The following is an 18,632-nucleotide window of genomic DNA, read 5'->3' on the forward strand; positions in this document are numbered from 1 at the left end:
GCTGTTCGTTTTTAGAAATGGATGTTTATTTTTGCCGCATACATTTAAGATGAAAAAAAGGCTCAAAAGACATATTAGAACTGCAAGATATATTGTTTACAAAGAAACACTAATCGATGCCAAAGAGCACTTATGGACTTGTTTGGGCTCATTTGTTGGTATTGCCGCAATCGGTTTATTAAATTCAAGTGCTTTCACTTCGTTAGATAACGTGTTTTTAATCGGCTCATTTGGTGCCTCCGCCGTGTTGGTTTATGGCATAATCAACAGTCCGCTGGCACAACCCAGAAACCTGATTGGCGGCCACCTGGTTTGTGCATTTGTAGGGGTTACCATTCACAAGCTCTTGCCCGGCGAGCTCTGGCTTTCTTCTGCCTTGTCGGTTTCGTTATCAATTGTACTCATGCAGATCACAAAAACGCTGCATCCGCCCGGTGGCGCCACTGCACTCATTGCCAATATAGGTTCTCCAAAAATCATCGCGTTGGGCTACTGGTATCTTTTAAGCCCCGTTTTATCCGGAGTTACCATTTTGTTACTCATCGCCATATTCTTCAACAACAGAACATCGCACCGAAGTTATCCGAACAACAAAAAATGGTTTATGGTTTGGCGCAGGTACAGGCGCTAAAAGTGCTTGTGTGAAACTGCTTGTTATTTGAAATAATTACTGCGACGATGTAAAGCGGCAATAAATGCGTTAAACCACGCCAAGGGCTTCGGCAATTCTACAAGCCTCCATGGCATTGGTTACATTAAGCTTAGCAAAAATATTTTGCCTGTGCCTGTTAACCGTATGGATACTCACACCGAGTTTAAACGCAATATCTTTACTTCTGTTTCCTCGTTTAATCAACCCAATAATTTCGCGCTCCCTTGATGATAAGATTTCCGCAGCATCTGCATCGGCCATGCCTATAACTTCGCCCGTTCTGGTGTTATGTATAATTCCATCGGGCGCATCAAACCCCGGATGTTCAATAATCAGGTTGTACTGGCAAAGGGATAAACTCATGTCGCCATCCTCCAGATTAATGTAAATGATGCGATGCTTTAAAAAAAACAATTCTCCCCCGCTATTCGTAGCCCTCAACTTGGTAATGGCCTCATAGCCGGGGCGGTCTTCCTTATTTAACGAATTTAAGAACTGAAAAAAGCGCAATTCGAGGCTGTATTTCTTTTTCAAATCATCATTGTGCACCAAGCTCAGTAGCTCATCTTCCCATATCGAGTTGATGATCACTTCTTTTTCCTGCAAACCAAGTTTTACAGCAAGCACCCCGTAGTAGGCGTAGCTCTTCCTCGCCTTCATGTCGCTCAGCACACTAATCCCGCCCTCAATTCCATTGTAAAATCGGGTAATTTGTTTAGCCTGATCCAACGACGAAGCCTGATCGAGATTGGTTGCGAACGATTGTGAACTCAGTTTGCGGTCTAAAACTTTCCGCAGGTCGTCCATCCCGGTATGGTTATTAGTAGCCATTGATGATTAAAGTAAAGGTTGGTAGCTTTGCAAAAATACATTTTTGTAGGTCATCAATTTTTATTTGAGAGAAGATGAAAAAACTATTCGCAACAGTAATCCTTATTTTTAGCATCATTGATATGAAAGCGCAAAGCCTCGAAAAAATGATCTGGTTTAATGAGCCCGAGCATTGGGAAATAAAAAATAACAGCCTGGTGATGCATGTTACGCCGAAAAGTGATTTGTGGCGCATATCGCACTACGGATTTACTGTTGATGATGCACCGTTTTTGTACGGAAGTTATGGCGGCGAATTTGAAGCAAAGGTCAAATTAAGCGGCGATTATAAAACCCGATTTGATCAGACTGGACTGATGATCCGCATCGACCATAAAAATTATATCAAAACGGGCGTGGAGTTTGTAGATGGCAAATTTAATGTAAGCACCGTAGTAACGCATACCAAAAGCGATTGGAGCGTACTAACACTCGATAAAGCGCCGCCATTCATATGGATTAAGGCTGTGCGCAGGCTGGATGCGATAGAGATTTTTTATTCCCTTGATGATAAAACTTACATCATGACGCGGAATGCGCCACTGGCCGATAATACGCCGGTGATGGTGGGCTTAACAGCTGCTTCGCCGGATGGAGATGGATTTAAGGCTACTTTCGAGCATTTTTCAGTTAAACATCTTCCCGATCAGCGGAGATTAGAATGGCTAAAAAACCATCAGTAACCATTCTGGTTGATTAAAACTTATCGTTTTTCAACCCAGTCAATCGCTGGCTTAAACTTAACGGCCCGTAAGCTGGTGTTCCAAATGGTTTTGATAAACGGCCATCGGTGTGTTTTTCTGTTCACGATGATGCGAAAAGGCATAATGAACATGCGGTGAACCCAGGTAATCCAAAATTGGAGCTCGCCACCGTGCATGCGCTTGGTAAATAGTTCATTTCGCAACCCGTATTCGTATTTCCATAAATGCTGATGCGTATCTTTAAAAACGCTGCTGATGTGGTTAATGGGCGTTTCGTGTGTGGCAATGCTATCTTCTACAGCAATGCCTGCCAGGCCGCTGTTGATAATCCGCTTCGAATATTCTACATCATCGTTCCAGATAAAATACTCCTTAAGCGGCAAGCCCACCTGTTCTACAGCCCTGGCCGATAGCAGCATAGAAACGAAAGTGCCAAACTGAATTAAAGGCTGCAGTGGCTGCGCTGGCAAAGATAACCTCGACAATTTCTTCTGATCGCTTAAGCGGTAAGTACGGTTCATTTCGTGGATGTTGTTATCCGTCCACAAAATTTTGCTCGATAAAAATCCGACATGCTTTTGGTGCTCTTCAAGGTTATGGAGCGCAGCAAGCAGCGATTCTAAAGTATGATTGTTCGGAATAGTATCATCATCCATCAGCCATATCCAGTCGGCGCCGTGGCTGTAGGCTTTTGCTATTCCAAATGAGAATCCGCCTGCCCCGCCTACATTATCGCTGTGGTAGGCAATTACGTCCTGATCATTTAACCACGATGCCGTGTCGTCGGTAGAGCCGTTGTTGATTACAATAATGAGATCTGGCCTGCGGGTTTGCGCTTTCACCTGCTTTATACACTTCTTTAAAAGCGGTAATCGATTAAAAGTGACAATTATTGCTACAACTTTCATATTTAGTAACTGCTACTGGATTAAACAAACCTCTTGCTCACCAAAATGAAATGATTTTGACAGGAGAGGTTCTTTTCAATTGTAAACCGTTTGCCTTGGGTGGTGGTTTTATGGCAGTTGCAGATGATATCTTGTTGGTCAATCCTTTCACACTTATGCATAATAAGGATCAAATTGGTCCTATTTAGATGTAGTATTTGCAGGCCGACAATATATTAAAGGCTATTAGATGCAGATTTGTTGGTAATTAGCTGCCATTTTATGTTAAAAAGTTCAAAGTTGCAGTTAATAAGATCTATTTTGATGTTATTAGCATCAAGTTAGCAGTTAATAAGTTCAATTTTGATGTTATTAAGTTCAAGTTCGGGGTTAATAGGTTCTGATTTGATGTTATTAGGTTCAAGCACGATGTTTTTAGGCTCAAGTTTGAGGTGATTAGGCCCTAACCGCTGCTGCGGGGTCTGTTCAGTAAAACGGTGTCACTGATTATATCTTTCCTTAAGAATACTGCAGTTTGTGTATGCATAATTTCCATCCGGGATGCCGAGCATGCCATTGCCCAGAGGAATGGCTTCATCTCAGGCGTTTTACCAGCTCATTAATTTTTAAGAAATGTGTTGGCGAGGCCTGTGCTATGCAAAATTGATAGCTCAGCAAGAACAGTGAAATTGAAAGTCTGGAAAACGTTGCATTTAGTTTGGCTTAACAGTTTGTTCAAATTTATTTAATGTAACATTTTTATAACGCTTTTATTTTATTATGTTAGCATAAACTAAAGGCTATGCCAATTAAGAAAGTTCTAAATATTGATGGCGATCATAAAGACTGGAACTCCTTTAAATCGGGAAATTGGGAGGCGTACGGGCATATTTACGATGCTCATTTCAAACTGCTGAGTAATTATGGCTTCAAGTTTACCAAAGATGTAGCGCTAATTGAAGATTGCATACACGATTTATTTGTAAACCTGTGGCAAAAGCGGGCGCAGCTTGGTAATCCGCCATCGGTGCGGAATTACCTGTATAAATCGCTGAGGAACTCAATCTTTCGCAAGTTAGAGAGAGGGCAAAAATTTGTTAACTTAAATGAGGAAGACGAATATGCTTTCCACTTTGAGGTTTCCTTTGATACGTTGCTAATTGAAGATGAAGCCAAAAAAGAGCTGCAAACTAAACTAAAAAGTGCTGTAAAAACATTGTCCGCCAGGCAGCAGGAAATTATTTACCTGAGGTTTTACGAGGGCTTAAGCTACGATGAAGCTGCCGAAATTATGAACCTTAACGTCAGTTCTGCCTACAAGCTGCTTTATAAGGCGGTTGGCAAACTTCAACAACGCGTTAAACTCGCCGAGTTGATGATGATCTTATGCCTTTTGGCACCAGAATACCACCTTTCGAGAATAAATTAATTTTTTTTTTTAAACGTAGGGATAATTTACGAGGTCGATGTATATAGTAAGTATAGGACCTTATCAATATGGATTTTTCTAAATATGTAAATTACACCTGCGAACGCTTATTGAACGATGACGACTTTATATGTTTTGTTATCGAGCAAAAAGCATCAGATATGCACAATTGGGAGAAATTTCAGGAAGAAAACCCATATAAAAGCAAAATTGCGGTTTCTGCGTTTGAAACGATTTCATCATATCGGGAACAAGAGGTTTTTACGAATGACAGATCTCAATCGCTCGTTTTCGACAGGATTACCGCAACCGTTGCGCTAGAAAAAACCAAAATCAAGCGTTTCAATCGCCCGCTGTTTTTTAAGGCTGCCGCTGTTTTTGTTTTGGCCATGTTGTCGACCTTTTTGTATTTCAATTATTGGCATAAACAAACCGTAGAAACAGATTTTGGTAACATCAGAGAAATAACACTGCCCGATGGTTCCGAACTTATTTTAAATGGCAATTCCAAAGTGCGCTATGCCTCAAATTTTAGCGATGGGTTAAGAGAGGTTTGGCTCAGCGGCGAGGCACTTTTTAAAGTGAAGCACATCAACATCGACACCAACAACATCAAGCCGGGCGAAAAATTTATTGTTCACTGCGATAACATGGACATTGAGGTTTTAGGAACCACCTTTAATGTAAAAAACAGGCATAAGAAAACCACCGTAGGCTTGCTAACGGGAAAGATAAGAATCGATTTTAACGATGTTTCAGAAGAGTACCGACAACTGGTCCTCGCTCCGGGCGACCTTGTGAAACACAGCGCAAAGTCGGTGCCGGCGCAACAGCGAATTGCCAATGCACAACAACTAACTGCCTGGGCAAGCCGACAGTTAATGTTTCAGGATGCAACGCTTGACGAAATGATTGCTGTGTTGCAAGACGATTTTGGATATGAGGTGATGCTGGGCGATGACAAGCTGAAGCAACTTAAGGTTGAGGGCGAGATTAATGTTGGTAGCGTTAAAGAATTGCTACGCATTTTATCCAACACACTGCATTTAACCGTAAAAACCAATAATACCACGATAACCATAACTGAATAGATCAACAGAATTTAAGCGCTTAAATTCTGCCACTATAAAACCAATTAAACCACCAACTAAACCAAACAAATTATGAGAATATTTTACCTTAGCAGGGGTGCCAAATTTGGCTTCCTTACTATGATGTTCTGTACATATGCGTCATTTTGCTCTGCTCAACTGATTGCTCAAAACACAGTTCGTTCAGGTAAGGTTAGGGCGCAAACCAAAATTGATAGCTGGGTTTCGTTAAAGACGGCACTGGAGCTTATCAAAAACAAATTTGATATAAAAATTGCCTACAAGGAGGGCATCCTCGAAAACAAGGGCAGTAACATCGACAAAGCAGAGATTTTGAGCTTTGACGATGCTGAAACCGCATTAACATCGATACTTAATGGCTCTGACTTAAATTTCGATAAAATCAGCAGTTCGCAGTATATTATTGTTGGCGCAGGTGCTGCAAGCAGTGCTGATGTAATTAAGGGAACAATTTTTTCTGCCACCGACAACCTGCCGCTCATTGGCGCAACGGTTTACATTAAAGGCACTAAGGTAGGTGCTTCTACCAATACCCAGGGGCAGTTTAGCATCAACATTCCGTCTGAATTAAAAGGAAAGCCAATTGTATTGAGCATCGCCTCGGTGGGTTATGAAACGCTGGAACTACCGGTAACAGACTTCAAAACGCCGATTAGCGTAAAACTGAAAGAAAGCAGCAACAGCTTAAATGATGTGGTGGTAACCGCATTAGGCATTAAAAGAGACAGCAAAGCATTGGGCTATGCCGTTACAGAAGTAAAAGGATCGGAATTTACCCAAGCTCGGGAAAACAATTTGGCCAACGCCCTAACTGGTAAAATTGCCGGTGTTAACGCTACAGGGCTTTCTACCGGCCCCGGCGGATCGAGTAGGGTAATTATTCGTGGTAACGGCTCTTTCAACGGCAATAACCAACCGCTTTACGTGGTTAACGGTATGCCTATTGATAATAGCGTGCCGGGTGGGGCAGCCACTACAAACGCTGTTGGAAACAACATCGACAGGGGTGATGGTATAAGTAGCATTAACCCGGATGATATAGAAAGTATTACTGTGTTAAAGGGAGGTACTGCCGCCGCGTTATATGGCTCGCGGGCAAGTAATGGTGTGATTTTGATCACCACCAAAAAAGGTACAAAACTGAAAGGTATTGGTATAGAATATAACACCACCTACACCTTGGAAAACGCCATTAACGACAATGACTATCAGTATGAATTTGGTCAGGGTTTAAACGGAGTAAAACCTGCAAACAAAAACGAGGCCATTGCAACCGGCCGCCTTTCGTTTGGGGCAAGGATAGATGGCTCTGATTATATCGCCGCCGATGGCTTGGTGCATCCGTACAGCGCCGTAAAAAACAATATCGATAACTTTTATTCAACAGGAACCAATTTTACCAATACGTTGGCCTTTTCGGGCGGTAACGATGGGATTGTTTACCGTTTATCAATTGCCGATCTCGATAGTAAGGGAATAATTTCCTCTACCCGTTTTAAGCGCCAAACGGCCAACCTAAACATCAGCGCAAAAATTAACGATAAAATCAAGGTAGAAGGATTGGCCCAGTACAATTTAGAAAGAGGCTTTAACCGAACGCTTGCGGGCGATGCGCTGGGCAACCCGAACTGGACCCCTTACGAAATTGCCACAACCGCTGATGTAAGGTGGTTTGCACCAGGCTTTGATGAAGCGGGCAATCAAACCCCATGGAACGATGCCGGAATTGCAACTAATGGCTATTTTGTAAAAAACAAGTATAAGCAAAACGATGTAAAGAACAGGTTTATCGGGCAGGGTTCAATTACCTACGATGTAGTAAAAAACTTTCAGATGAAAGGAGTAATCAGTCGCGATTTTTACAATTATAATTATGAGAACATCTTGCCTACCGGAGACCTTTATTTTCCGAAGGGACAATTTAATGCAATTAAATCTGATGTTTCCGAAACCAATTCGTTAGTTACGGCAAACTACCGTAACCGCATAGCCGAAAAGTTTGGAATTTCAATTCTGGGTGGGGCCAACAGCCGTCGCTTCGAAAATAAGCAACTGAACATGGATGGTAGAGACTACATCATTCCGTTTTTTTATAGCTACAAAAACCTGGCAACAGCAGCCACCATTCCGACTCACCAACGGGTTAGAACGAATTCTGTTTTTGGTTCAGCAGATTTTGATTACAAAAGCATCGTGTTTTTGACTTATACGGCTAGAAACGATTGGTTCTCGACCTTAAGCCCCGAAAATAACAGCATTTTATATCAAAGTGTTGGCGGTAGTCTGGTTTTATCAGATGCCTTTAAAATGCCATCCACTATCGATATCTTCAGGTTAAGAGGATCGTGGGCCGAAGTGGGCGGGGGAGCTGCCGATCCTTACAAAATCAATTTCAGCTACAGCAATGTACCCAGCTCCGGCCCCCCTTTACAAGCTGTGGCCAGTAACGAAATTCCGAACGAAAACCTCAGACCTTATACCTCAACCACATACGAAGGTGGTTTTGAGTTAAAGATGTTTAAAGGTCGTTTGGGGCTTGATTTTACCTGGTATAGCCGTAAAACTACTGACGATATCTTAAATGCAACAATTTCATCAACCTCGGGTTACACCAGTGCAGTTTTAAATGTGGGTGAGCTGAGCAACAAAGGTATTGAGTTTTTATTGACCGGAGCACCAGTGAGGGAGGATAAATTCGGTTGGAATATCAGCTATAACATTGCTTACAATAAAAGTGAAGTAGTGAAATTGGTTGATGGAACAAATAGCTTCCAAGTGGCTTCATCAGTTAACAACTGGGCGCACATTAACCAAACGGTTGGTAGTGCTTACGGCACAATTGTAGGAACCCGCATGTTAAGAAACGATGCCGGTCAGATTGTGTACAACGCCGCAAGCAAGCGCCCTGTAGCAACAGGTTTGCAAGAACTGGGCAATGGTGTAGCGCCATTAACCATGGGTTTAACGCAAGATTTCAGGTTCGGGAACTTCAATTTGAGCTTCCTCATCGATGGAAAGTTTGGCAATAAGGTTTTTTCTGTAAAAGAGGTTTATGCAACACGTTTGGGTTTGATGAAAAGTACTTTGCCTGGTCGCGAGAATGGTTTAACTATTTCGGGCGTAGATCAGGCCGGAAACCCGTATTCAGCACTTATTCCAGCGAGCGATATACGGGCGTATTATAACGATATGAGAAACTATTCTGAACTTTTTGTACATGATGGAGGATTTATCAAGCTACGTCAGGCCATTCTCTCGTACAACATTCCGGTTAAAAAAATGGATTTTTTGAAGATCCAATCCGCCAGTGTTTCATTTGTTGCACGTAACATCCTAACGTTTTACAAGCAAACAGATAATTTCGATCCCGAATCGAGTTATACAAACGGTAATGCCCAGGGTTTTGAATCTATCGGATTACCCAGAACCCGCACTTTCGGTTTAAACTTAATGGTTAAATTTTAACGATTTGAAAATGAAAAAGTATTCACTAAAATATAAAGCAGCTTTTTGTGCCTTTTTGCTAAGTGCAATGCTGGCTTCCTGTACTAAAGATTTTAAAGAAATTAATACAGACCCCGAGGCCTCGGCAACACTCCAACCCGCATTGGTTTTCACCAAGGCCCAATACGATGGCGCAAAAAACAGCCTCAACCAATTGCTGGGCACCATGCAGTATACCACAAGTTTTAACGACGTTGCTGGTTGGGGCTCAAAATATGTAGCCAGTCAAAGTCCACAGTCGTTCATTGTATTTGCCAATGCCTATCAACAAGAGATTAATGAGATTACGTTGGTAATTAATGCAGTAAAAGCAGACCCCGAGAAGATTAACCTTTTGGCCACAGCAAGGATCTGGAGAGCCTATTGCTTTAGTCGGCTTACCGATTTGTATGGCGATATTCCTTATAGCGAGGCCGCGAAAGGCTTTACGAGTAAAAATTACACACCGGCTTACGATCCGCAAAAGCGTATTTATCTCGATTTGTTAAAAGAATTAGAAGAATCGGCTTTAAGCTTAAATGCCGCTAAAACCACCTTTGGTGGGGCCGATTTAATTTATGCCGGCAACACCACACAGTGGAAAAAGTTTGCTTACTCGTTAATGCTACGTTTGGGCATGCGGATGACCAAGGTAGATATTGGACTGGCCGAAACCTGGACCAAAAAGGCAATTGCAGGAGGCGTAATTACCGACGATGCGGATATTGCCAGGATGAGGTACTTAAGTCAGGGACAAGACATTAACAAAAATCCGGTCGCTTTGAGCTTGTATAATCAGGATTATATTAAAGCCGATGGTATAAGTAATGCCGAGGGAGGTAAATATCAAGATACTTTCATTGCACACCTGAAAGACAACAAGGACCCCCGTTTGGGCATTTTATCTGTAGTGTATGTAAATGGGGTGGCCGATACTTCGTTGGCGATCCAAAAGGGGATGCCTGCAACCCTGAGTTCAAAGCCTGCAAATTTTGTTACCTACTCCGAACCGCATCAAAAAACAGTGCTGGCCCAAGGTAGTGCAAAATTGCTTTTTAGTAGTGCTGAAGGTAGTTTCTTATTGGCCGAAGCTAATCTGCGTGGCTGGTACGCTGCTCAAAGTGCATCGGTGCTCTACGAGGCCGGAATTCGTGCAGCCATGAAACAATGGGCAATAATTGCTCCCGGCGATGGCTTGATTAGTGATTTGCAGATTAATACCTACATTAAATATCATCCATTTAAAAGTACTGGAACGTTTGAGGAGAAAATGGAGCAGATATACACCGAGTTTTGGCTGGCCGCATTTCCTGATGCACAGGAAGCGTTTGCAAGTTACCGCAGAACGGGTTACCCCGCTTTGGTACCTGTAATGTATGTGGGTAGTGCAACAGGAGGGAAGATTTTTAGAAGGATGTTGTATCCAACTTCTGAGCAAAACTTAAACCGAGCTGCTTTAGAGGCCGCCATTGCCAGACAAGGCCCCGATGAGTTTTTAACCCGAATTTGGTGGGATAAGCTTTAAGTTCTTATTTTTGATAAGAAGGACAATAAAGCATTAGGTTCTTGGCGCTAACCAAGAGAAGTCAAGTTTTAAAAACTTGACTTCTCTACTATTATGCATTAGCAAACCGCGAAATGGCGAGGGGTGGAGCATTTCAAGTTTCTGTGGTGCTAGGTTAGAGATTCTTCACTGCCTGCCCATCCGGTCAGGCGGATGACAAATAACACCGACTAAATTACTGGAAAGCTGCCTGCAGCCTGCAGCACCAAATCAATCAAAATGCTAAGCAATTGTAACAAAAGGGAGCAGTAGCATTAATTAAATCTTAATGCAATATATTTAAACAACGAAAATAACAACGGTATGATAAAATTCTCCTTGAAAAAACTTCGCTCCATACTTATACTGACCAGTTTAACATTTGCAACAACTATTGCTGCGTTTGCCCAGGAACAGCAAAGTAGTGGAATTATTCCAAAACCAGTTAAAGAAGTTAAAAATCAGGGTTCATTTATCATCAAACCTTCAACTAAATTATTTTTTGCCAAAAACAGTAAAATCAATACCAGTTTTTTCAACCAATATTTAAAAGATCTTTCTGGGCTAAGCCTGATCAAAAGCACAACAGCAGCGCCAAACGGCATTAATTTTCTAATTGATACCACAGTCCATATTGAGCCCGAAGGCTATGTGCTTGATGTTTCGCCGAAAGGTATCAACATTAAAGCCTGTGATGAGCGGGGCTTGTTTTACGGTTTGCAATCGCTAACTCAACTAATAAAAAAAACAGGCAAAACAGTTGCCGTTCAAGCCTATCACATCGAAGATGAGCCGCGTTTTGCTTACCGCGGAATGCATTTGGATGTTGCCCGGCACATGTTCAGTGTGGCAGCCATTAAAAAATGGTTGGATGTATTGGCTTTCTATAAAATAAACACCTTTCATTGGCATTTAACCGACGATCAGGGTTGGCGAATAGCGATTAAAAAATACCCGCTGCTGCAAAGCATAGCTGCCTTTAGAAATGAAACGTTGATCGGTCATAAACGAGCCAACCCACATATTTTTGACGGCAAGCGATACGGAGGATATTACACTCAACAAGAAGTAAAAGATATTGTAAAGTACGCAGCAGAAAGGCAAATTACTACCATTCCCGAAATTGAGATGCCCGGCCATGCGAGGGCGGTGTTAGCCGCTTATCCGCAACTGGGCTGCACAGGTGGGCCCTATCAAACTGCCACATTTTGGGGTGTTTTTGATGATGTTTTTTGTGCGGGAAATGAAGAAACTTTCAAATTTTTGGAAGATGTGTTAGACGAAGTAACGGCGCTCTTTCCCTCAAAATACATCCATATTGGTGGCGACGAATGCCCAAAAACGCGCTGGCAAGAGTGCCCGAAATGCCAAAAGAGAATTAAAGATGAAAAGTTGAAAGATGAGCATGAATTGCAATCGTATTTTATTGCCAGGATGGAAAAGTACCTCCACTCGAAAGGCAGGAAAATAATCGGCTGGGACGAGATTTTAGAAGGAGGTTTGGCACCCGATGCAACGGTAATGAGCTGGCGGGGTTTAGAGGGCGGTATTGCTGCGGCCAAATTAAAGCACGATGTGATTATGACACCCGAAAAGTTCGTTTACCTCGATTATTATCAATCGTTAAATAAAACCGAACAAATTGCCGCCGGTGGTTACTTACCCTTGCAAAAAATATATGAATACGAACCCATGCCTGCCGAGTTGACAGAAAAAGAACAAAGCTATATTAAAGGCGTGCAGGCAAACGTTTGGACAGAATACCTGAGCGATGCGCAAAAGGCTGAATACATGATCTTTCCGCGTATTTTGGCACTTGCAGAAATGGCCTGGTCTAAAAAAGAACATAAAAACTATCGCGATTTCCTCGCTCGTTTAAACGCGAATCTGAGATTTTTGAAAGGCTTAAACTACGCCACTTCATTTTACGAAATCACAGGCGAAAGCGTTAACAACGCATCAGCGTTTAAACTGGCAACCGATTTGCCAAATGCAGAAATTCGCTACACCATCAACGAAGCCGAACCTACAAAAAACAGCCTGAAGTATGCTACGCCAATTGAAATCCTAAAATCGGCCACAATAAAAGCGAGATTGTATAAAAACGGAAAGCCTGTTGGCAAATTGTATGAGCAAGCTATCATAAAGAGCTTAGCTACCGGAAAAAATGTAGTGCTTGCCAACCCCGGACAAGGAAATTACAACCTCGATAAACAGATTTTAACCAACGGCATTCAAGGTTCGCCGCTGTACAACAATGGCGAATGGCTTGGCTTTAGCGGAACCGATTTTGAAGCTACAGTTGATTTGGCCAAAATAACCACCATAAGCGAGGTTGGCCTAAACACATTGAACTACCAATGGCAAAAAATGCATCCGCCAAAGTTGTTAACTGTAGAAATTTCTATCGATAATACTAACTTTAAAGAAGTTTCGAGGCAAACCGTATTCGGCGCAGAAGGCATTAATTATGCCTTGCACAAGCTTAATCCGGTAAAAGCAAGATATGTTAAATTAAAAGCAACCAATTTGGGCGTTGTACCTCAGGGCTATTACGGCGCCGGAACAAAAGCATGGTTACTTGTTGATAAAATTAGGATAAACTAAAATGACAATACTAATCGTTTTTCTTTGCATTGCGCTCTTAATCGTGCTCATTTCGGTATTTAAGGTAAATGCCTTCTTATCATTTTTGATTGTGTCGTTTTTAACGGGAATGGCTTTGGGCTTGCCGCTCGCAAAAATTCCTTCCAGTATAGAAAAGGGAATGGGCGACATTTTGGGCTCGTTAACCATCATCATCACCGCTGGTGCAATGCTGGGTAAACTCGTAGCCGAAAGTGGCGCCGCACAAAAAATTGCACAAGTAAGTATGGCTGTTTTCGGTCGTAAGTATATTCAGTGGGCCATGATGCTGACAGGCTTTTTAATCGGAATACCCCTTTATTACGGCGTGGGTTTCGTTTTAATGGTTCCGCTGATATTTTCGGTAGTTTACCGTTACAAGTTGCCTGCATTATACATCGGTTTGCCCATGCTTGCAGCCCTTTCCGTAACACACGGGTTTTTGCCTCCGCATCCTTCGCCGGCCGCCCTCGTTATTCAGTTTAATGCCGATATGGGCTTAACACTATTGTACGGACTAGCCGTTGCGGTGCCAGCGATTGTTATTGGTGGGCCACTTTTTTCAAAAGCGTTAAAAGGAATCAAAGTTGCCCCGCTCGCCTCTTTTACTGCCAAAGAAATGGCCGATGAAGATTTGCCCAGCGGATTAAAAAGTTTTTTTACCGCGTTATTACCCGTAATTTTACTCGCTGCGGCCTCTTTCTTTCCACTAATTTTAAGCGCTGATTCGCCGGTTTTGCCCTACATTTTATTTCTCGGCAATCCGTCGGTGGTAATGCTCATTGTGCTCGTTGTGGCCACATGGCTTTTGGGGCTATCGCAGCGAAAAACGATTACCGAAATTATGGTTATCTATGCTGATGCCGTAAAGGATATTGCGTTGATTTTGCTCATTATTGCCGGTTCGGGCGCTTTAAAACAAATTTTAACCGAGAGCGGGGTAAGCAATCAAATTGCCGATTACTTGCAGCATGTACAAATAGAACCCTTAATACTTGCATGGGTAATTGCCGCCATTATTCGCTTTTGCGTAGGTTCAGCAACCGTAGCCGGGTTAACTACTGCAGGTATTATCTTCCCATTGATGCAACAAACACACACCGATCCAAACTTAATGGTTTTGGCCGTTGGTGCGGGCAGTTTAATGTTCTCGCATGTAAACGATTCCGGCTTCTGGCTATTCAAGGAATATTTTGGATTAACCCTGAAAGATACTTTCAAATCATGGGCGCTAATGGAAACCATAGTAGGTACAGTCGGTTTAGTCGGCGTACTTTTGCTCAACATCATCATTAATTAATATAACAATAAAATATGGAAAATTTAACTGCCGACGAGCGTTTTGAACAATTGAAACTGAATTTGCCACCCGCACCTGCACCGCTCGGCGTTTATAAGCCATGCCTCGTTGATGGGAAATACCTTTATTTGAGCGGTCATGGTCCCGTTCAAGAAGATAAATCGTTGATTATTGGCCGCATTGGTTCTGATTTAAATCAAGATGAAGGAAAACTTGCCGCTTTACAAGTGGGCCTAACTATGCTTTCTACAATTAAAACCAACCTTGGTAGCCTCAACAAAGTAAAGCGTGTAATCAAAGTTCTGGGCATGGTAAATTGCACCCCTGAGTTTGAAAAACATCCGTTCATTATTAATGGATGCAGCGAACTTTTTGCCAAGGTTTGGGGCGAAGAAAATGGAATTGGCGTAAGAAGTGCCGTAGGTTTTGGCTCGCTGCCCGATAACATTCCTGTGGAAATAGAAGCCCTTTTCGAACTTTTTTAACAACAGATATGCAAGAGCAACCCTGGTACCTGTTGCCAAACGAGGAGCAAATAGAAACGCCTTCACTTGTTTTTTACGAAGATCGCCTCCGGGAAAACATTGAGCTACTGAAAGGTATGATCAACGATTCGGATAGATTGCGACCGCATGTAAAAACGCATAAGTGTTTAGAGATAACCAATTTGCTTTTATCTGCAGGCATCAAAAAATTTAAGTGTGCCACAATTGCCGAGGCAGAAATGCTCGGAATGGCGAAAGCGAAAGATGTACTGCTCGCTTACCAGCCTGTTGCCGAAAATATCAATCGCTTTTTTAAGCTGAAAGCTAAATATCCGGAAACGATTTTTAGCTGTTTGGTAGACGACGCCAGGGTGGCGGAGAAGCTGGCCACAAAAGCGCATGAGCAAGGTGCCTCTGTTGATGTTTACGTTGACTTAAACGTGGGGATGAACAGAACCGGAATTTTACCGAAATTTGCGCTGGCATTATTTAAGGTACTCGAAGCTTTGCCGCAACTTAAATTTAAAGGCTTGCATGCATACGATGGGCACATTCACGATTCATCAATGCAAGTGCGCAAACAGAAATGCAAACCCATTATTGAGCAACTAAATACCTTGAAAAAGGAAATTGAACAAATAAATGCTGAGCAGATTACAATTGTTGCCGGTGGAACACCGTCTTTTCCAATTTTTGCTGCAGATACAGCTTTTGAATGTAGTCCCGGTACTTTTATCCTTTGGGATGAAGGCTATCAAGATGCTTATGAAGAACAAAAATTTAACACAGCGGCTTTGGTACTGAGCAGAATTGTATCCATCCCAAACAGGGGTTTGCTCTGTACAGATTTGGGACATAAAGCGGTGGCAGCCGAAAAAGCATTAGAAAATCGGGTGGTTTTTATCAACGCCTCAAGATTGCAAGTTAGAAGCCAAAGTGAAGAGCATTTGGTGTTAAGTACCACCGAACCTGATAATTACCGCATCGGCGATTTGCTGTACGGGTTGCCTTACCACATTTGTCCAACCGTTGCCCTGCACCAGCAAGCGCTTTGTTTAACCAACGATAAATCGCTCGAATATTGGGATATTATTTCCCGAAACCGAAAAATTACCATTTAAAACCAAGCCATGTTTACTATAGATGCCCATTTAGATTTAAGTATGAACGCCCTCGAGTGGAATCGCGATTTAACTCAACAAGTTTTCGATATCAATAAACGAGAGGAAGGATTAAGCGACAAGCCGGATCGTGCTTTGGCAACCGTATCGTTACCGGAGCTGCGCAAAGGTAACATCGGGCTGGTTGTGGCTACGCAGATCGCCCGTTATGTGGCACCTGATAATCATTTACCGGGTTGGCACTCGCCAGAACAAGCCTGGGCGCAAACACAAGGGCAACTGGCTTGGTATAAAGCGATGGAAGATGCAGGCGAAATGGCTCAGGTAACTAACCTCGAAACACTGGAAAACCATTTGGCCCTTTGGAATAACGATCAACCGAATGACAAAAAACCTGTGGGTTATATCTTGAGCTTAGAAGGTGCAGATTCGCTGGTAACGGTTGGCCATTTAGAAAGGGCCTGGCAAAATGGACTGCGGGCCGTTGGTCCGGCGCATTATGGCCCCGGGCGCTACGCACAGGGAACAGATGCCACAGGAAAAATGACTTCAATAGGCCACGACTTGCTCAAAGAAATGGAACGCCTGAATATCATTTTGGATGCAACACATTTATGCGATGATAGTTTTTGGGATGCTTTGAGTCGTTTTAATGGTCATATTTGGGCCTCGCACAACAATTGCCGTAGTTTGGTTAATCACAACCGCCAATATAGCGACGAGCAGATCAAGGAACTGATTGATCGCGGTGCGGTAATCGGGGCGGCGCTTGATGCCTGGATGATGGTGCCGAATTGGAAACGTGGCGTATCTACACCTAAAAGCACCAACTGTAATTTGGAAGTAATGATCGACCATATCGATCACATTTGCCAATTGGCAGGCAATGCAGACCATGTTGGCATTGGTTCTGATTTGGATGGTGCATTCGGCAAAGAACAGTGCCCATACGACCTGGAAACGATTGCCGATTTGCAAAAAGTGCCTGGTTTATTTAAGGAAAAGGGTTATACCGATGCTGATGTAGAAAATTTAATGCATGGAAACTGGTTGCGCTTTCTTCGGAAAGCCTGGGGATAGTTTCCGGCAGTTGAAATTTTTCCGTCAGTTGAAACTGACGGCAATGAAATGCATGGAGCAAACAACCGCCCAAACATTTTTGACAAAAAGCAGGAAGTTGGGCAGTGCTAGGTTGGCGAGTTGCATCATTGCCGTTGACTTCAGTCAACGGTTGGCGATGAAATGCTAACTTTGATAAACCACAGGCTTTCTAGCAGATTGCTTGTTTCCGTCAGTTGAAACTGACGGCAATGAAAGGCATGGAGCAAACAACCGCCCAAACATTTTTGACAAAAAGCAGGAGGTTGGGCAGTGCTAGGTTGGCGAGTTGCATCATTGCCGTTGACTTCAGTCAACGGTTGACGATGGAATACTAACTTTGATAAACCACAGGCTTTCTAGCAGATTGCCTTGTTCCCGTCAGTTGAAACTGACGGCAATGAAATGCATGGAGCAAACAACCGCCCAAACCATTTTTGACAAAAGCAGGAAGTTGGGCAGTGCTAGGTTGGCGAGTTGCATCATTGCCGTTGACTTTAGTCAACGGGCATAAGAAATAAATTAATATGACAAGAAACCTAACCCTCTGGCTTAATTCAATCCTTTTGTTAGCTGCTGTTGCGTCTGTAGCACAAACAAAATCGAACCTGCCTTTATATAAAAATGCAAAGGCTCCGGTAGAAAGCAGGATAAAAGATTTGCTTTCGCGAATGACAGTTGAAGAAAAAGTCGGCCAGATTTCAATGCCATTGGGCTGGCCGATGTACACCAAAACTGGCAACAATGTAGCGGTTAGCGAAGCTTTTAAGAAAGCGTTGAAAGAAGAACACACCGGCATGCTTTGGGCAACCTTGCGGGCCGATCCGTGGACGAAAAAGACCTTACTTACAGGATTAAATCCAGAATTGGCAGCAAAAGCAACCAATGCGATTCAAAAATATGCCATTGAAAACACACGTTTGGGCATTCCCGTTTTACTGTCAGAGGAGGCGCCGCACGGGCATATGGCCATTGGCACCACCGTTTTTCCAACATCCATTGGCCAGGCCAGCACATTTAATCCCGATTTAATTAAAGACATGGCAACGACCATTGCCGAAGAAACCCGTTTACAGGGCGGACATGTGGGGTACGGTCCGGTTTTAGATTTAGCAAGAGAGCCCCGTTGGTCGAGAGTGGAAGAAACCTATGGCGAAGATCATGTATTAAACAGCAGAATGGGCGAGGCCATGGTTCAGGGCTTTCAAGGCAAAGGCATCAACACTGGCGTTAACGTCGTATCTACGTTAAAACATTTTACCGCATACGGAGCGCCAGAAGGCGGACACAAAGTGGCGAGGGCTTTGATCGGGCTACGTTAGA

The 18,632-nt window shown here is 42.9% G+C and carries 15 protein-coding genes; 13 read left to right on the forward strand and 2 right to left on the reverse strand.

The window, feature by feature from the left end; all coding sequences use genetic code 11:
* Positions 1–49: 49 nt before the first annotated feature.
* Positions 50–631: an HPP family protein gene (locus IZT61_RS18360; protein ID WP_196098478.1), complete on the forward strand. Its 582-nt coding sequence runs from the start codon at positions 50–52 to the stop codon at positions 629–631.
* A gap of 69 nt (positions 632–700) precedes the next feature.
* Here the strand turns inward: IZT61_RS18360 and IZT61_RS18365 are convergent, their stop codons facing one another.
* Positions 701–1,483: a response regulator transcription factor gene (locus tag IZT61_RS18365; protein WP_196098479.1), complete on the reverse strand. Its 783-nt coding sequence runs from the start codon at positions 1,481–1,483 to the stop codon at positions 701–703.
* A gap of 74 nt (positions 1,484–1,557) precedes the next feature.
* Between IZT61_RS18365 and IZT61_RS18370 the strand changes: the two genes are divergently transcribed.
* Positions 1,558–2,205 carry a DUF1349 domain-containing protein gene (locus IZT61_RS18370; RefSeq protein WP_196098480.1) on the forward strand — a complete coding sequence of 216 codons (648 nt, stop codon included), beginning with the start codon at positions 1,558–1,560 and terminating at the stop codon, positions 2,203–2,205.
* Between the two features lie 20 nt (positions 2,206–2,225).
* Here the strand turns inward: IZT61_RS18370 and IZT61_RS18375 are convergent, their stop codons facing one another.
* Positions 2,226–3,134 (reverse strand): glycosyltransferase family 2 protein, encoded by a 909-nt coding sequence (locus tag IZT61_RS18375; protein WP_196098481.1) that lies wholly within the window; start codon positions 3,132–3,134, stop codon positions 2,226–2,228.
* Between IZT61_RS18375 and IZT61_RS18380 the strand changes: the two genes are divergently transcribed.
* From IZT61_RS18380 to IZT61_RS22345, 11 genes are all read left to right on the forward strand, one after another.
* Positions 3,119–3,322, forward strand: a complete 204-nt coding sequence (locus IZT61_RS18380; protein WP_196098482.1) for a hypothetical protein — start codon at positions 3,119–3,121, stop codon at positions 3,320–3,322. The genes IZT61_RS18375 and IZT61_RS18380 overlap by 16 nt on opposite strands.
* 593 nt (positions 3,323–3,915) lie before the next feature.
* Complete coding sequence (locus IZT61_RS18385; protein WP_196098483.1) at positions 3,916–4,542, forward strand: RNA polymerase sigma factor; 627 nt, start codon at positions 3,916–3,918, stop codon at positions 4,540–4,542.
* A 68-nt stretch (positions 4,543–4,610) separates the two neighbouring features.
* Positions 4,611–5,633, forward strand: coding sequence for a FecR family protein (locus IZT61_RS18390; RefSeq protein ID WP_196098484.1), 1,023 nt, complete (start codon positions 4,611–4,613; stop codon positions 5,631–5,633).
* Positions 5,634–5,705: 72 nt separating this feature from the next.
* The gene (locus tag IZT61_RS18395) at positions 5,706–9,119 is read left to right on the forward strand and encodes a SusC/RagA family TonB-linked outer membrane protein (RefSeq protein WP_196098485.1); all 3,414 of its coding nucleotides are present in this window, start codon (positions 5,706–5,708) and stop codon (positions 9,117–9,119) included.
* Positions 9,120–9,129: 10 nt separating this feature from the next.
* Complete coding sequence (locus IZT61_RS18400; RefSeq protein WP_196098486.1) at positions 9,130–10,662, forward strand: SusD/RagB family nutrient-binding outer membrane lipoprotein; 1,533 nt, start codon at positions 9,130–9,132, stop codon at positions 10,660–10,662.
* 342 nt (positions 10,663–11,004) lie between these two features.
* A complete protein-coding gene (locus IZT61_RS18405; protein WP_196098487.1) occupies positions 11,005–13,287 on the forward strand; it encodes a glycoside hydrolase family 20 protein in 2,283 nt (760 codons plus the stop codon).
* Position 13,288: 1 nt separating this feature from the next.
* Positions 13,289–14,605 carry a gluconate:H+ symporter gene (locus IZT61_RS18410; RefSeq protein ID WP_196098488.1) on the forward strand — a complete coding sequence of 439 codons (1,317 nt, stop codon included), beginning with the start codon at positions 13,289–13,291 and terminating at the stop codon, positions 14,603–14,605.
* A gap of 14 nt (positions 14,606–14,619) precedes the next feature.
* On the forward strand, positions 14,620–15,090 hold the full coding sequence (locus IZT61_RS18415; protein ID WP_196098489.1) for a RidA family protein: 471 nt from the start codon (positions 14,620–14,622) through the stop codon (positions 15,088–15,090).
* An 8-nt stretch (positions 15,091–15,098) separates the two neighbouring features.
* Complete coding sequence (locus tag IZT61_RS18420) at positions 15,099–16,211, forward strand: D-TA family PLP-dependent enzyme (RefSeq protein ID WP_196098490.1); 1,113 nt, start codon at positions 15,099–15,101, stop codon at positions 16,209–16,211.
* A gap of 9 nt (positions 16,212–16,220) precedes the next feature.
* Positions 16,221–17,291, forward strand: a complete 1,071-nt coding sequence (locus IZT61_RS18425) for a dipeptidase (protein WP_196098491.1) — start codon at positions 16,221–16,223, stop codon at positions 17,289–17,291.
* 545 nt (positions 17,292–17,836) lie between these two features.
* Entirely contained in the window at positions 17,837–18,631 is a 795-nt protein-coding gene (locus IZT61_RS22345) for a glycoside hydrolase family 3 N-terminal domain-containing protein (protein WP_230383757.1), read from the forward strand.
* The last annotated feature ends 1 nt before the right edge of the window (position 18,632 follow it).

It is taken from the genome of Pedobacter endophyticus, from assembly GCF_015679185.1.
In the GTDB taxonomy this organism is placed as follows: Bacteria; Bacteroidota; Bacteroidia; order Sphingobacteriales; family Sphingobacteriaceae; genus Pedobacter; species Pedobacter endophyticus.

Coding starts and splice junctions, on each gene's coding strand:
- IZT61_RS18360 (WP_196098478.1), top strand. CDS start 50: ATGAAAAAAAGGCTCAAAAGACATATTAGAACTGCAAGATATATTGTT.
- IZT61_RS18365 (WP_196098479.1), bottom strand. CDS start 1,483: ATGGCTACTAATAACCATACCGGGATGGACGACCTGCGGAAAGTTTTA.
- IZT61_RS18370 (WP_196098480.1), top strand. CDS start 1,558: ATGAAAAAACTATTCGCAACAGTAATCCTTATTTTTAGCATCATTGAT.
- IZT61_RS18375 (WP_196098481.1), bottom strand. CDS start 3,134: ATGAAAGTTGTAGCAATAATTGTCACTTTTAATCGATTACCGCTTTTA.
- IZT61_RS18385 (WP_196098483.1), top strand. CDS start 3,916: ATGCCAATTAAGAAAGTTCTAAATATTGATGGCGATCATAAAGACTGG.
- IZT61_RS18390 (WP_196098484.1), top strand. CDS start 4,611: ATGGATTTTTCTAAATATGTAAATTACACCTGCGAACGCTTATTGAAC.
- IZT61_RS18395 (WP_196098485.1), top strand. CDS start 5,706: ATGAGAATATTTTACCTTAGCAGGGGTGCCAAATTTGGCTTCCTTACT.
- IZT61_RS18400 (WP_196098486.1), top strand. CDS start 9,130: ATGAAAAAGTATTCACTAAAATATAAAGCAGCTTTTTGTGCCTTTTTG.
- IZT61_RS18405 (WP_196098487.1), top strand. CDS start 11,005: ATGATAAAATTCTCCTTGAAAAAACTTCGCTCCATACTTATACTGACC.
- IZT61_RS18410 (WP_196098488.1), top strand. CDS start 13,289: ATGACAATACTAATCGTTTTTCTTTGCATTGCGCTCTTAATCGTGCTC.
- IZT61_RS18415 (WP_196098489.1), top strand. CDS start 14,620: ATGGAAAATTTAACTGCCGACGAGCGTTTTGAACAATTGAAACTGAAT.
- IZT61_RS18420 (WP_196098490.1), top strand. CDS start 15,099: ATGCAAGAGCAACCCTGGTACCTGTTGCCAAACGAGGAGCAAATAGAA.
- IZT61_RS18425 (WP_196098491.1), top strand. CDS start 16,221: ATGTTTACTATAGATGCCCATTTAGATTTAAGTATGAACGCCCTCGAG.
- IZT61_RS22345 (WP_230383757.1), top strand. CDS start 17,837: ATGACAAGAAACCTAACCCTCTGGCTTAATTCAATCCTTTTGTTAGCT.